The sequence below is a fragment of the Geobacter benzoatilyticus genome, assembly GCF_017338855.1.
Taxonomy (GTDB): domain Bacteria; phylum Desulfobacterota; class Desulfuromonadia; order Geobacterales; family Geobacteraceae; genus Geobacter; species Geobacter benzoatilyticus.
Genome location: NZ_CP071382.1, coordinates 2,044,368 through 2,058,323, shown reverse-complemented (window position 1 = coordinate 2,058,323; position 13,956 = coordinate 2,044,368). Strand labels below are relative to the sequence as shown.

Annotated in this window: 12 protein-coding genes; 3 read left to right on the top strand and 9 right to left on the bottom strand. The window is 62.1% G+C overall.

The window, feature by feature from the left end; genetic code table 11:
* Positions 1-121: 121 nt before the first annotated feature.
* Positions 122-1,231 carry a TIGR04283 family arsenosugar biosynthesis glycosyltransferase gene (locus JZM60_RS09720; protein ID WP_241426210.1) on the top strand — a complete coding sequence of 370 codons (1,110 nt, stop codon included), beginning with the start codon at positions 122-124 and terminating at the stop codon, positions 1,229-1,231.
* Here JZM60_RS09720 and JZM60_RS09715 read toward each other — a convergent pair.
* Positions 1,191-2,063 carry a diacylglycerol/lipid kinase family protein gene (locus tag JZM60_RS09715; protein WP_207162130.1) on the bottom strand — a complete coding sequence of 291 codons (873 nt, stop codon included), beginning with the start codon at positions 2,061-2,063 and terminating at the stop codon, positions 1,191-1,193. The genes JZM60_RS09720 and JZM60_RS09715 overlap by 41 nt on opposite strands.
* Before the next feature lie 166 nt (positions 2,064-2,229).
* Here JZM60_RS09715 and JZM60_RS09710 point away from each other — a divergent pair, with 166 nt between their 5' ends.
* Both JZM60_RS09710 and JZM60_RS09705 read left to right on the top strand, forming a co-directional pair.
* On the top strand, positions 2,230-2,658 hold the full coding sequence (locus tag JZM60_RS09710) for a hypothetical protein (RefSeq protein WP_207162128.1): 429 nt from the start codon (positions 2,230-2,232) through the stop codon (positions 2,656-2,658).
* Between the two features lie 149 nt (positions 2,659-2,807).
* The gene (locus JZM60_RS09705; RefSeq protein ID WP_207162126.1) at positions 2,808-3,896 is read left to right on the top strand and encodes an Ig-like domain-containing domain; all 1,089 of its coding nucleotides are present in this window, start codon (positions 2,808-2,810) and stop codon (positions 3,894-3,896) included.
* A 95-nt stretch (positions 3,897-3,991) separates the two neighbouring features.
* On the opposite strand, the gene JZM60_RS09700 is transcribed toward JZM60_RS09705, so the two are convergent.
* The 8 genes from JZM60_RS09700 to JZM60_RS09665 form a co-directional block, all read right to left on the bottom strand.
* Positions 3,992-4,405, bottom strand: coding sequence for a YidB family protein (locus tag JZM60_RS09700; protein ID WP_207162124.1), 414 nt, complete (start codon positions 4,403-4,405; stop codon positions 3,992-3,994).
* Between the two features lie 76 nt (positions 4,406-4,481).
* Positions 4,482-6,908 (bottom strand): Lon protease family protein, encoded by a 2,427-nt coding sequence (locus JZM60_RS09695; RefSeq protein ID WP_207162123.1) that lies wholly within the window; start codon positions 6,906-6,908, stop codon positions 4,482-4,484.
* Positions 6,909-6,995: 87 nt separating this feature from the next.
* Entirely contained in the window at positions 6,996-7,616 is a 621-nt protein-coding gene (gene lipB, locus JZM60_RS09690; RefSeq protein ID WP_207162121.1) for a lipoyl(octanoyl) transferase LipB, read from the bottom strand.
* An 11-nt stretch (positions 7,617-7,627) separates the two neighbouring features.
* The gene (locus JZM60_RS09685; RefSeq protein WP_207162119.1) at positions 7,628-8,878 is read right to left on the bottom strand and encodes a dihydrolipoamide acetyltransferase family protein; all 1,251 of its coding nucleotides are present in this window, start codon (positions 8,876-8,878) and stop codon (positions 7,628-7,630) included.
* Positions 8,879-8,891: 13 nt separating this feature from the next.
* Entirely contained in the window at positions 8,892-9,878 is a 987-nt protein-coding gene (locus JZM60_RS09680) for an alpha-ketoacid dehydrogenase subunit beta (RefSeq protein ID WP_207162117.1), read from the bottom strand.
* Positions 9,871-10,848, bottom strand: a complete 978-nt coding sequence (pdhA, locus tag JZM60_RS09675) for a pyruvate dehydrogenase (acetyl-transferring) E1 component subunit alpha (protein ID WP_207162116.1) — start codon at positions 10,846-10,848, stop codon at positions 9,871-9,873. Before pdhA ends, JZM60_RS09680 begins: the two co-directional genes overlap by 8 nt.
* A 76-nt stretch (positions 10,849-10,924) precedes the next feature.
* Positions 10,925-12,172 (bottom strand): CHASE domain-containing protein, encoded by a 1,248-nt coding sequence (locus tag JZM60_RS09670; RefSeq protein ID WP_241426209.1) that lies wholly within the window; start codon positions 12,170-12,172, stop codon positions 10,925-10,927.
* An 87-nt stretch (positions 12,173-12,259) separates the two neighbouring features.
* Entirely contained in the window at positions 12,260-13,930 is a 1,671-nt protein-coding gene (locus JZM60_RS09665) for a sensor histidine kinase (protein ID WP_241426208.1), read from the bottom strand.
* Positions 13,931-13,956: the final 26 nt, after the last annotated feature.

The window sequence follows — 13,956 nt, the reverse complement described above, 5'->3', positions numbered from 1 at the left end:
CGGGCTGCGGAAAAACTGCCGCCATAAAAAAGCCGTCCCGGATGAAGGGGCGGCTTTTGCTGTTTCGGCATCCCAAAGGCGGTTCTCTTTCGGAGCCGGTTACGGTAGTATGCCGGTTGCCATGCAGAGCAGACCGGTCCACCCTGAAATTTCCATCGTCGTCCCGACCCTGAACGAAGCCGACGGCCTGGAACGCCTCTTCTCGACCCTGGAAGCCCAGCGGGAGGTGACGCTGGAGCTGGTCATCGCCGATGGGGGCTCCACGGACGAAACGGTTCAGCGCGCCCGCACCCTGGCGGCATCCACCCCCTTCGCGGCAAAGGTGATTGAAACCGGACGGGGGCGGGGGCGGCAGATGAATGCCGGTGCCGCCGCGGCCGCAAGTGATACCCTCCTTTTTCTCCACGCCGACAGTTTCTTTCCCGACCCACTGGCCCTGCGAAGCGCCCTGGACTCCCTTGTCCGGGAGATTGCCGCAGGGAAAAGCGGGCGAGTCGCCGGGCACTTCCGGCTCCGTTTCCACCGCAGCACAACGGGTCCATCCCTCCCCTACTATTTCTACGAATGGAAGGCCCGGCTCCACCGGCCCGGATGCATCCATGGCGACCAGGGGTTGCTCCTGACCCGTGATTTTTTTGCCGAAGCAGGCCCCTTCCACGAGTCATGCCCGATATTAGAGGACGTGCGGCTGGCCGGGCGAATCGCAGAACTGGGGGAGTGGTTCCTCCTGCCGGCGGAAATCGTCACCTCGGCCCGCCGCTTCGAGGTGGAGGGGTTGCGGGAGCGCCAGACCCTGAACGCCATCATCATGAACTTTGCAGCCCTGGGGGACGATGCACTCCTGGCGGAACTACCCCGGCTCTACGCCACCCAGGACCGAACCGGCCGCCTTGCCCTGGGAGCGGCCCTCGCCCGCATCAACGGCATGATCCGGGGGTTGACGCGCGGGGAGCGGCGGCGTCTCTGGCGCGAAACCGGGCGCTACGTTCGGGCGAACGCCTGGCAGATCCCCTTCTTCCTCGACGTGCGCCGGAATTTTAAGCGGGGGGCGCCAGTCGGCCAGGGTTCGATGCCGCTCCTCCGCCTCCATGACCGCATCTTCGACCGGCTGACCGACAACCGGCTTGGCCGCGGCATCAGCATGATGCTGACTCGGCTCTGGTTCCGGCTGTCGCCGGCCCGTGAGCCCCTCACACCACCATCCGGGCAAGATCCGCCACGGCGCGGATAGTTACCGGGCCGTGGCAGATGAAGTCGCCATCCACCTGCACCGCCTTATTGCCGCCGATGGTCAGCTCGTCAGCGTCGAAAACCGTGACGTCCCCCCCGCCGGGCCCCTTCCCCGCCAACACTTTCAGGGCAATGCCGAGATAATCGCGCCGTCTCGTCCCCTCGATGCAGACCACGCGGAAACCGGGACCGAACATGTCCGCCCCCGGCGCCAGGACGAACTTCCCGCCATAGCGCGCGGCATTGCAGACAATGACGCTGTGGCATGACCGGCGCTCCCCTCCGGCAGTTACCTCCATGGGACGCCCATCCCAGGCAGCGAGGGTTCGAAGGGCCGACAGAACGTAGGCCCCCTTCCCGAACCGCTTCTTTTCCGCGCCGAGCACCCCCTCCACCACGAAACCGTCGAACCCGATGCCGGCCATGAGCAGAAAGCGCCGCTCCACCCCGAACCCCTCGAGGACCCCCACGGAAAGTGGGCGGGTCTCACGCCGGATAATCCGGCGCACCGCCTCATCGACAGAGCCGATGCCGAGCTCCAGGGCGCAGACGTTTGCGGTGCCCAGGGGGATAAAGGCCAGGGTGGCCTTCCCCGGCGCAAGCCCGTTGAGCGCGCCGTTCAGCGTGCCATCCCCGCCAACGGCAATAATGTAGGGGTTCTCCTCCTGTGAACAGGCGCGGGCGGCAAATGCGGCCGCATCGTCGGGCCCGCCGGTCAGGAGCACGGTGGGTTCGAATCCCCCGGCGGCAAGGAGTTCTGTAATCCGCTTGACCAGGGGGCCGGAATAGCTTCCCGAGGTGGGATTGATGATGAGGGTACAGGGAAGGGGCACGGCAAAACTCCTTATGGAAGGGCATTTGGCAGGCTGTCAGCGGCAGTATAGCACCGCAGGCTTGTGGGCCGATACGATTTTTGCCGGCCGGCGTTGTCAACCACCATGACGCTGGGGCGTTTCCATTACTATACGCCCGGCCAATCATGAACAAGGAGGAATAGCAATGAAACGGATCAGATTTGTGTTGACGGTCGCTACGGTTGTCGTAGCCATTGCAGGGATCAACCAGGCATCATTTGCCCAGACCGGCCCCGGAGGAGGGGGAGGAATGGGAGCGAAGCGGGGTGCGGCCAGAATCCAGAAAATGGACCCGGAACAGCGGCTCAAGCGGATGGGAGTGCAGCTTGGCCTCAATGCTGAACAGAAGGCGAAGATTCTGCCGATCCTCCAGGAACAGGGGAAGGAAATGGACACCCTGCGCGCCGACGGCAACCTCACCCGTACCCAGAGGCAGGAAAAAATGCAGGAGATCCGCAACCGGTACCATGAGAGAATAGGCGAGCATCTCACCCCCGAGCAGCGCACAAAAGCCGACGCCATGCGAGAATTGGCCAAGGAGCGTTGGCAAAAGCGCCAGGAAATGATGAAATGACCTCAAGGGCCGCCCGCAAAGCGGCCCTTTTCTGCGTCTGACATCGTCGGCGCTCCTTGACGCATGGACAAAATAGTCTACTCTTTTCGTGAAGCAGGCAAGTGAACGGGAGAGCAAAATCCCGTCAACTGACGCGCAGGGAAGGAGTGATGATGAAACGCTTGTTCAAACTATGGGGGGTGTGTACCGCGATTATGCTCTGTGGTGTACTTGTCGCAGGGTGCGGCGGCGGTGGAGGAGGTGGTGGGGGTGGAAGCTCCGACAGTCCGACGGTTTCCGATCCCGCTCCAACAGTCGTCTACACGACGCCTGTCAATAATGCAACCGATGTGGGAACTGCCTCGAAGATTACCGTAACCTTCAGCGAAGCAATGAACGCCGCGTCGGTCGTGGCGGACAATTCGTTCCAGATCAACGGTGCCAATGTAAGTTTATCCGGCATTTCCTACGATTCGACCAACAAAATAGCAACCATCACCCCTCCTGCCGCTTTGGGGGCAGGGCAGACTTACACCGTCAGAGTCAATGCCGTGGTACAGGACACTTCGGGAAAAGCCATGCAGTCCGCCTATACCTGGACGTTCACCACCGGCGCGACGGTGGGGGTTGCACCGCAACTGGCTTCGAAGGCACCCGTGGCCGGAGCAATCAATGTGGGGACCAATACGGCGATTGCCATGTCCTTCACCAAGCCGATGGACATCAACACTTTCAATTCTTCTGCCTTTACCCTGCAAAAAACTTCGGATGCATCGACGGTAGCCGGGACATTCAGCATAATCGGGCAGGTCGTAATCTTTACGCCCAGCGCCCCGCTCACGGCCAGTACTCAATACACCGCGACTGTAACCACCCAGGCGAAGGATACGAGCGGCATTGCCCTTGCGGCTCCGGCCCCGTGGAGCTTCACCACGGGCAGCGGCGCGGACGCCACTCCACCGGAAGTGGTTAAAGTTGGCGACGTCTGGCAGGTTTCACCCACCGGAACCGTTGCGGATTTAAGGCCTCCCATGTCCATAGCGTTCAACGAACCGGTCTATCCGTTCCTGTTCGGCACCATCGACGGCAAACCGGTGGAAGTAACGTTCGATTACAGCCCGGCGGGGACCACAACGGTGACCATGACCCCTACCGCCGACAGGGCCCCCGGCACGTACACCACTGGAGTAGCGGTGTCGGACCTGGCGCACAACAAGTCCTATACCTACACCTGGAGCTTTACGATCGTTGCGCCTTAGGAGCCGGCAGTTTCGACCGGCATAAAAAAAAGGGGGCGCCGGCCATGCGGTCAACGCCCCCTTCCTCTTTTTTCATCCTCTCCCGAATGCTCAGGCTAGCCCATCTTCCCCTTCAAAAACTCCAGACCCTTCTCAAGCAGCCCCCCCTCGGGAATGGCGCCGTCGGGGGTGAGTTTATCGACAATACCCGGTAGAAACTGGGATAGCTGGGTGCTCAAATCGTCCGGTGAAATCCCCACCTTTGCGGCCAGGTTCCGGATGGTTTCGCTCCCCAGCCCTTCCTTGATCTGATCGGCGTTTATGGGGAGGTTTTCACCCGTGCCGACCCAGGAGGAGACGATGTCTCCCAGCCCCTTGTCCTTGAAGTTCTGGACGAGGCCGCCCAGCCCGCCCCCCTGGCCGCCGGAGAGCATTCCCATCACCTCATCGAGAAGCCCCTGCCCCTCGCCCCCCTGGGCTCCGCCCAGCATCCCGGTCGCCTTCCCCACCAATTCGTCGAGCAATCCCATAAGATCCCCCTTTCACGTCCTGGTTACCAACAAATCCTGCTTGCTGCAAAGATTACCTCTTGAAGCCTCATTTCCTTCAGTCCTGCTTCTTGTCATCTTTATCCGACGCGCCGAACTTTTTCATGCTTTCGATCATCTGCTTCAACCGCATATCGACCATATGGTTGATTGTCCCCTCGGGCCAGGTGCCGTCTGCCCCTTTCTCCCCGGCGGCAACGCCGGTGAGAATCTCGATCCCCTGGTCGATGGTCTCCACGCTCCAGATGTGGAACTTGCCGTCGCGCACCGCCTGCACCACCTCGTCGTTGAGCATCAGGTGCCGTTCGTTGGATTTCGGGATGATGACCCCCTGCTCCCCCGTTAGCCCCTTGGCCTTGCAGACGGCGTAGAAACCCTCGATCTTGAAGTTGACGCCGCCGATGGGCTGGATCATACCATGCTGGTTGACGCTGCCGGTGACGGCGATTCCCTGCCGGATGGGCACCCCGGAGAAGGCGGAGAGAAGGCAGTAGAGCTCAGTGGAGGAGGCGCTGTCCCCCTCGACCCCCTCGTAGTTCTGCTCGAAGCAGATGGAGGCGGAGAACGACAGGGGCTTGTCGTGGGCGAACTTCCCCCCCAGGTAGCCGGTGAGTATCAGGACCCCCTTGTCGTGGATGGGACCCGAGAGCTTCACCTCCCGCTCGATGTTGACCATGCCGGCCCGCCCCAGGTAAACCCGTGCGGTGACCCTGGAGGGACGGCCGAAGGTGTGATCGGCAAGGGAGATTACCGAGAGGCCGTTGATCTGGCCCGGCACTTCCCCCGCCACGTCCACGAGGATGGTCCCCTCGTCGAAAAGCTCCTGCATCCGTTCTTCGATCCGGTTGCTCCGGTAGACTTTCTGCTCGATGGCATTGGCTACGTGGGCATGGGTGACCGGGCCGCCCCCGTCCTTCCCGGCCCAGTAGCTGGCCTCCCGGATCAGGTCGGCGATCTCCATGAACTGGGAGGAGAGCTTCTCCTGGTCTTCCACCAGGCGGGCCGAGTATTCGATGAGGCCGGCCACGCCGCTTCTGTCGAAGGGGAGGAGCTTCTCGTTCTTGCAGTGGGTGGAGACGAAGAGGGCGTAGTCCTTGAGCACTTCGGGGGTGCGGGCGATGCGGCTGTCGAAATCCACCTTCACCTTGAAGAACTTCCGGTAGTCGGGTTCAAGGTGATAGAGAAGGTAGTAGATCCAGGGTGAGCCGATCATGATGATCTTGGCCTGGAGCGGCATCGACTCCGGTTTCATGGTGGCGATGGTAATGAAGCGGTACTGCTCCAGGGGGTCCTCGATCTTGATCTCGGCGCTCCGGATGCAGCGTTTCAGCGACTCCCACGAGAAGGGGTTCACCAGAACCTCGCGGGCGTCAACGATGAGATAGCCGCCATTGGCCTTGTGGATCGCCCCCGGCTTGATCAGGGTAAAGTTGGTGGTGGCCGTCCCACCCATCTGCATTACGTGCTCGATGCGGCCGAAGAGGTTGCTGTAGGTGGGGTTCGTCTCAAAAACCACCGGCGCCCCCTGGGCATCGTGATTGTCGACGAAGATGTTCACCTCGTACCGCTCGAAGGAGGGCTCCTGCCGGGGGAATTTCAGGCCGGGGATGGGGGACTGCACCGGCTGCTGGGGCTTGAAATCCTCCAGATTGGCGATGATGTCCTCCTGGACGGCGTTCAGGTACTCCACCACCTTGGGATTGTCGCCGTATTTCTCCCGGAGGGGATCGATGTGATGCCCCACCGAGGAATTGCCCAGGTCGCGGTCCAACTGGGAGAGGCTGTCCTTGGTCAGCTTCTCGTTGTCGCGCACCTGCCGGAGCACGTCGTTGAGCTTCTCGGTCAGCTCCTGCCCCACCTCCTCCAGCTTCTCCTTTTCCGCGTCGCTGAGGGCCTCGTACTCATCCTGGGTGTAGTTGCGATCCTCTTTCTGGGGGACCATGACCAGGCCCGAGACGGTCCGCTGGAGCGCAAAGCCGCGCTCCTTGGCCTCGGCCTCGAGCTTCCCGAAAAGCTCGTTGTTTTTCTCCTGGTAGGCTTCGATGATGGTGGACTTGTTGGTCTCATACTCCTTGCTGTCCAAAGCCTTTGGGATGATTGAGCGCACGGCGGTTATCAGCTCCGACATATCCTTGGCAAGCTCGGTTCCCATGCCCGCCGGCAACGCCAGGGCAATGGGGAGGTCGGGGGTCTTGAAGTTGTTCACGTAGACCCAATCGGAGGGGGTCGGCTCGGTCCTGGCTTTCTTCTTCAGGATGTTCTTGATGGTTGACGTGCGTCCCGTCCCCGGCTCGCCGGCCAGGAACAGGTTGAAACCGCTCTCCCGGATATCCAGCCCGAAGTCGATGGAGGTGAGCGCCCTGGCCTGTCCCAGTGTTCCTTCCAGCTCGGGGAGCTCGTCGGTTGTGGCAAAATCGAACTGTCCGGGATCGCAGGTCCAGCGGAGCTGTTCGGGAAGAAGTTTCCTCTGCGTGGTGACTGACATTTTAAGCCTCCTTATTTCATTGCATTGGAATGGCTCAAGTATACCACGTCTTCCAGCTTTAGGATTTTACGCCATGGTTTTCGGAGATTACCGCCACGGAAGCCATGCATCGAGGAGATGGGGAAAGAGCTCCGCCACTGAATTGCGGACATCATCGAGGAAGACGGGGCGGCAAAGGATGGCGGAAAGGGAGACAATGGGACATGAAGCGATGCCGCAGGGGTTGATGGCGCGGAAGGGGGTTGTTTCGTTGGCAACATTGAGGGCGAAACCGTGCATCGTAACCCAGCGGCGGACACCTACCCCGACGGATGCCAGCTTTCCCCCGCCGGTCCAGACTCCGGTCCGGCCCGATACCCGGTGGGCGGCGACGCCGGCACCGGCTGATACGTGAATGAGCAGTTCTTCCAGAAAGCGGAGGTATAGATGCACGTCGCGGCCGCGCCCCCCCAGGTCGATAATCGGATACCCCACCAACTGCCCCGGCCCGTGGAACGTCACATCGCCGCCGCGATTCGTTTCCACTACGCGGACAGCCGGATCGAGCACGTTTGCCCGGCTCTTGCCCCGGCCGATGGTGTAGACCGGCGGATGTTCCGCCAGGAGAAGCGTCTCCGGAACCGTTCCCGATGCAACCCCGGCAGCCAGGCTCTCCTGGATGGCGAAGGCTTCGGCGAAATCGATGGTGCCGAGGTCCCTGACCCTCATATGCCGCCTGATCACACAAGCATCAGGACCGGATTTTCCAGGACCCGCCTGAGCTCGCCCAGGAACTGGGCTGCATAGGCTCCGTCAACGATCCGGTGATCGCAGGAGAGGGTCACCCGCATGGTCTTTGCCGCAACAACCCGGCCATCCTTCACAACGGGCCGGTCTGCCACCGCCCCCACGGCGAGGATTGCCGCCTGGGGCGGGAAAATCACCGCGACGAATTCATCGATGCCGAACATCCCCAGGTTGGAGATACTGAAGGTGCCGCCGGCAATCTCGTCCTGGCTGATTTTGCCGCTGCGAGCCCGGTCACCGAGGCGCACCGTCTCCATGGCAATCTCCTTGAGGGCAAGCCCCTGGCACCCCTTCACCACCGGCACCAGAAGCCCGTTATCCACCGCCACGGCTATGCCGATATTCACATCGCCGTGGGTCACAAGCCGGTCGTTGACAAAAGAAGCGTTAAGCTTCGGATACTTCAACAGTGCCATGGCTGACGCTTTGACCACGAGATCGTTGTAGGTGACCTCGCTGCCGCTCCCCTTCAGCTCCCGGATGATCTCCCCCGACTCCTTCATGGCAATCTCGATGGTTTCGTAGAAGTGGGGGATGGTCTGCCACGACTGGGTCGTTACGCGAACGATGGCGCGTCGCATCCGCGACAGGGACTCGCCCGCCGACTCCTCCCCGGCGGCAACGGCAGGGGTCTCCGACTCCGGCCGCTCCGCCAGATACCGTTCCAGATCTTCCTGGAGGATTCTCCCCTCGGGGCCGCTGCCGGTCACGAGACCGAGGTCGATTCCCCGCTCCCTGGCCATCCGCCGCACCATGGGGGCGGCCCGTTCCCCCTCTCCCCGTTCCGCTTCCGGCGCAGATGGAGCCGACGCCTGCTCCTCGGGGAGCTCCATGACCTTCTCGGGGACATCTCCCGCCGTGGCGGCCGGCGTCGTTTCAGGCGGCGGCTCCTGCTCGTCCTCCACCGGCGGCTTCGACTCCTCGGGCGGTGCCGGGGCAGCCTCTCCCGCCTCGCCGATGACGCCGATCACCGTTCCGACGGCAACCAGTTCTCCCGGCTTCGCCCGCTGTTCGGCGAGGGTTCCGGAGGCGAAGGCCTCCAGCTCCATGGTGGCCTTGTCGGTCTCCACCTCGGCGATGATTTCGCCCCGCTCCACCCGGTCGCCGACGCTCTTTTTCCAGGAAACGAGACGCCCTTCGGTCATGGTGTCCGATAGTTTGGGCATGGTGATATCGGTTGGCATCCGTGCCTCCTTTTCAGTATTTCTGGCTCAAGGTCTCCCGCACCGCCGCGGCGATTGTCTCCACCTGCGGGATGCAGAGCTTCTCGATCTTGCGGGAGTAGGGCATCGGCACATCCAGCCCCGACACCCGCCGCACCGGGGCCAGGAGCCGGTCGAAACACTCCTCGGCGATGATGGAGGCCAAGTGCCCCCCAAGGCCGGCAGCGTGCCAGCACTCCTCCACCACCACGGCCCTGCCGGTCTTTTTCACGGAGGCAACGAAGGTTTCCGAGTCCAGGGGGGTAAGGGTCCGCAGGTCCACCACCTCGCAGGAAATTCCGTCCTTTTCCAGCTCCGCAGCCGCTTCCAGGGCAAGTATCGTCATCCGGGAATAGGCGACGATGGTAACGTCCCTCCCCTCCCGCTTCACCTCGGCTTTTCCCAGGGGAATCAGGAACTCCGGGTCGTCGGGCACATCCCCCTTGCTGTTGTAGAGCAGTTCGTGCTCCAGGAACATGACCGGGTTGTTGTCGCGGATGGATGACTTCAAAAGCCCCCTGGCGTCGGCGGGTGTGGCAGGCACAGCCACATAGATGCCGGGGCAGTGCATGAAGTAGGTCTCCAGGCTCTGGGAGTGCTGGGCTCCCAGCTGGCTCCCCCCTCCCCCCGGAGCCCGGATCACCATGGGGAGATGGGTCTGCCCCCCGAACATGGAGCGGATTTTGGCCATGTGATTCACGATCTGGTCCATGGCGAGAAGGGCGAAGTTCACCGTCATCAGCTCCGCCACGGGTCTCAGCCCCCCCATGGCCGCGCCGATGGAAACCCCCACGATGGTGTTCTCGGAAATGGGGGTATCCCTCACCCGCTCCTCGCCGAATTCGGCCAGAAGACCCCGGGTCACCTTGAAGGAGCCTTCGTACAGGGCCACGTCCTCTCCCCAGACCACCATGGACGGGTCGCGGCGCATTTCTTCCTTCAGGGCAAGATTAAGGGCATCGCGGTAGGTCATGTCAGACATAGATATCCTCCCACACCTCGCCATCCTCGGGCCACGGCGACTCCTCGGCAAAGGCCACTGCCTCGGCAACCGTCGCCAGGGCCTGTTGCCGGATTCCCTCCAGTTGCGTCTCGGTGGCTATCCCTTCCGCCACCAGACGGTTCCCGAAAGCGGGAATGGGGTCGCGGCTCTTCCACAGCTCAACCTCGGCGAGACTGCGGTACTTGCCCGGATCGGCCATGGAATGCCCACGGAAGCGGTAGGTAATCGCCTCTACGAGGAAGGGGCGGTTGTGCTCCCGCACCCACTCGGCCGCCCACTTGATCGCCTCGTGCACGGCAACCACGTCCATGCCGTAGACCCGTTCCGACGGAATGTCGTAGCCGCAGGTCCGCCGATGGATGTCGGGCAGGGCCGAGGCCCGCTCCACCGAGGTGCCGATGCCGTAATGGTTGTTCTCGCAGACGAAGAGGACCGGCAGCTCCCAGAGCCGGGCCCAGTTGAGGGATTCGTGGAAGGTCCCCTGGTTCACGGCGCCGTCGCCGAAAAAGCAGGCGGCGATACGCCCCTCTTTCCTGAATTTGGCGGCAAAGGCGACCCCCACGGCAATGGGGAATTGCCCGCCGACGATGGCGTATCCCCCCATGAAGGAAAGAGCTGGAGCGAAGAGGTGCATGGAGCCACCCTTCCCCTTGCAGATGCCGGTGGCTTTGCCGAAGAGCTCTGCCATGACCCGCAGCGGCTCGGCCCCCCTGACGATGGCCTGGGCATGCTCCCGGTAGGCGGAGAGGATGTAGTCGTCCCGGCGGAGGGCCGCCGTGGCTCCCACGGCCACCGCCTCCTGGCCGCTGTAGAGGTGGAGGAAGCCGGTGATGTGCCCCTTGGCGTACTGCTCGGCGCACGACTCCTCGAACTCGCGGGAGAGGACCATCTGCTCGTACATCCTTAAGAGATCATCATCGGAAAGAATGGCACGGAGTTTTGATTCCATGGAAACCTCACGGGCGGAGCGGGCGTGCCTCCTCCACCTTGTTCAGTTCTGCTGGGGAAATAAGACATTCCGGATTTCAGCCTTGCTTCGGTCCGGAAGTTGCGGTCGCCCCCCGAGTATCGGCCTGAGGCTGCAAAGGGCTCATTTCAACCTGGGCCTTTTGCAGCAGGCTGTCGACATGCAGCTTCATGCGCTGGATCTCGGCAACTATCCGCTCCAGGCACTGCCGCCCCCCTTCATCGATCTGCGCGGCATGATCTTCCGCAAGGATGCTGCTGAAACTCTCCATGTGCCGCAGGGGAGCGCGCAGGTCATGGGACACCGAATAGCTGAACGACTTCAGTTCCTGGCTGGAGCTTTCAAGTTCCGCGGTCCGTTCTGCCACCCGCCTTTCAAGAGCGGCATTGAGGCGGCGCACCTCCTCCTCGGCAATCTGCCGCTCCCGGATTTCCGCCTCCAACTGCCGGTTGGCATCTTCCAGGTCCGCCGTCCGCAACCGTACTTCCTGGCGCAACAATGCCGGCTGCCGCAGCATCAGATAGGCGAGAAGCGCCAGGATGCCGCTGATGCACCCCACAAGAAGGTATTTAAGGGGAAGGAACGGTGACTGCTTCCATCCGCTCTTAGGCGCCACGGCCAGCTTCCATTTGCCGTTGGGAACCTCGATGGTGCTTTCCACCGGCTCCTGCAGCGAACCGCCGGCGGTGGCGAAGGATTCCCACTTCCCGGTATCCGGATTAAGCCTGGCGAGTTCGTACCCATACCCCCCTTTTTCGAGATCGTCCAGATTGCTCGCCGCGAGCAGGTCCGGGAGGCGCATCAACACGTTGACAAAGCCCCAGAAACGCTCCTCTTGCTCCCCCTCCGGAACGAAAACCGCCAGCCGGCCGATGACCCCGACTCCCCCCTGCCTCAACTCGAAGGGACCGGCAAGGGCCATTTGCCGGCTCTTGACCGCACGTAGCGCCTCGGTGCGGCGCTGGGGGTCTTTGAGCAGATTGTGCCCAAGGGCCTTTTCGTTGCCCGTCAGGGGATAAATTTGGGTGAGTACTCCCCCCGGCGCCAGCTGGAGGCTGTTGATCCCGCCATAGACCCGGATCATCTCGGTGGCGAGGGAATCGAAATCCCTGATGGTGCCGGACTGCCGGATAATGGCCGAAAGAGCATAGGTGGCGGAAAGAGACCCGGATATCTGACGCTCCAGGGAATAGGCCGAACCTGCGGCAAGCTGGGTCACGCTACTGCGCTGTTCATGGTGGCGCCAATGCTCAACCTGATACACAAAGGCGGAACCGGCTCCCGTAAAAAGCGCGAAGAGCAGCATCGCTCCCCCTATCGGACCCCAGTTTCCCATGCCTGAATCCCCCGCCCGGCTGTCGAATATGCCTCTCTCAAACCGCAACAACCGCCCTCATCCAAGGGTAAAGAAGAAGGTGGCCCCTTTGCCGACGGCTCCCTCGGCCCATATTCGTCCACCATGACGAATGATTATCCGCTGCACCGTGGCAAGCCCGATGCCTATCCCTTCGAACTCCGACGCGGTATGTAGACGTTGAAATACCCCGAAGAGCCTGTCGGCGTACTTCATGTCGAATCCGGCGCCGTTATCCCTGACGAAGAAAACCCGCTCGCCGCCGCTCTCAAAGGAGCCGAACTCAATCAGGGCACTCTCGGTGCCACCGGAATATTTCCAGGCATTGCCCAGGAGATTTTCGAAGGCAACCCGCAATAGCCCTTCATCCCCCGACGCCCGCACCCCGCCTGCAATTATGAAGGTCGCTGACCGGCCGGGATCGCCCCCCTGGAGCTCAGCGGCAATCTCCCGCACCATATCGCTGATATCGATACTCTGCCGGACCAGTTCGCCACGATTCACCAGGGACAGCTCGAAGAGGTGGCCGATGAGTTCCTTCATACGGTCGCCGGCCTTGCAGATCCGCCTCAGCAACTGCATGCCGTTCTCGTCCAGGGAACCGGCATGCTCTTCCCTGAAAATCCGGAGGATGTCTTCAATGTTGCACAAAGGAGCCTGCAAATCGTGAGAAACCGAGTGGCTGAACGATTCCAGCTCCTGGTGCGCCGTTGCCAGCTGGGAGGTTCGCTCGGCTACGCGCTGCTCCAGCTCGGCATTGAAACGCCGCACCTCCGCCTCGACCATTGCCCGCTCGCGGGCTTCTCCCTCCAGCCGGTTCCGGGCCGACCGCAGCTCGGCCGTCCGCTTCGCCACCTCTTGCCGCAACAGCTCGGGCCGGCGTTGCACCACATAGGTAAGACCGGCAAGGGCGAGGCTGAAGCCAAAAACCATGGAGCCGTAAAAGATGATGTCGGAAACCTTGAACCACCCTGCCACCGGCGACACCGAGAGGACCCATCTGCCGTTGGGAACGTCGAAGGCGAATTCAACCGGGTCGACGGGGGCAATGCCGCCCCCCCGGGCAAAGACTATGCTTTTTCCGGTACGGGGATTGATACGGGAGACCTGGTACACGTAGCCGTTCTTTGCAAGCAGACCGAGATTGCTTGCGCCCTTCAAGGTCGGCAAGCGGATAATCGCCGCCGCAAACCCCCAAAACCGCTCACCGCCCCGGCCGTCATCAAGAAACACCGCCTGTCTTCCAACGACCGCCACCCCTCCCTGTATGAGCTCGAAGGGACCGTCCAGCGTCAACCGGCGCGAATTGATGGTCCTCTCTGCCTCGATGCGCCGGGCCGGGTCCCCCAGGATATTGAAACCGACGGCCCTCTCGTTGCCGGCCAGGGGGTAGACCTGGGAGATAACCCCACCTGGCACCAGCTGGAGGGCATCTATCCCCCCGTAGACGTTGATCATCCCGGCTGCAAGGGCATCGAAATTTTCAATCCTGCCATTTTGCCGCAGAATCGCGGCGAGGGCGTTGGTGGCCGACAGGGAGCGGAAGAGCTGGCGCTCCAATGAGCGGGCGGCGTTTGCCGCTATCTGCGACACGGTCTGCCGGCGCTCCTGCTTCTGCGCACGCAACCGCTCTCCGGCAAACAGCGCACCTATCCCCATGAAAATAAAAAACACCAGCAGGGCCCATTGGGCTGCCCTGTTCAAGCGCACCGGTTTTTCTCCGTTCCACGCTTCAT

Coding starts and splice junctions, on each gene's coding strand:
- JZM60_RS09705 (WP_207162126.1), top strand. CDS start 2,808: ATGATGAAACGCTTGTTCAAACTATGGGGGGTGTGTACCGCGATTATG.
- JZM60_RS09670 (WP_241426209.1), bottom strand. CDS start 12,172: ATGCTGCTCTTCGCGCTTTTTACGGGAGCCGGTTCCGCCTTTGTGTAT.
- JZM60_RS09720 (WP_241426210.1), top strand. CDS start 122: ATGCAGAGCAGACCGGTCCACCCTGAAATTTCCATCGTCGTCCCGACC.
- JZM60_RS09695 (WP_207162123.1), bottom strand. CDS start 6,908: ATGTCAGTCACCACGCAGAGGAAACTTCTTCCCGAACAGCTCCGCTGG.
- pdhA (WP_207162116.1), bottom strand. CDS start 10,848: ATGGAATCAAAACTCCGTGCCATTCTTTCCGATGATGATCTCTTAAGG.
- JZM60_RS09685 (WP_207162119.1), bottom strand. CDS start 8,878: ATGCCAACCGATATCACCATGCCCAAACTATCGGACACCATGACCGAA.
- JZM60_RS09710 (WP_207162128.1), top strand. CDS start 2,230: ATGAAACGGATCAGATTTGTGTTGACGGTCGCTACGGTTGTCGTAGCC.
- JZM60_RS09680 (WP_207162117.1), bottom strand. CDS start 9,878: ATGTCTGACATGACCTACCGCGATGCCCTTAATCTTGCCCTGAAGGAA.
- JZM60_RS09700 (WP_207162124.1), bottom strand. CDS start 4,405: ATGGGATTGCTCGACGAATTGGTGGGGAAGGCGACCGGGATGCTGGGC.
- lipB (WP_207162121.1), bottom strand. CDS start 7,616: ATGAGGGTCAGGGACCTCGGCACCATCGATTTCGCCGAAGCCTTCGCC.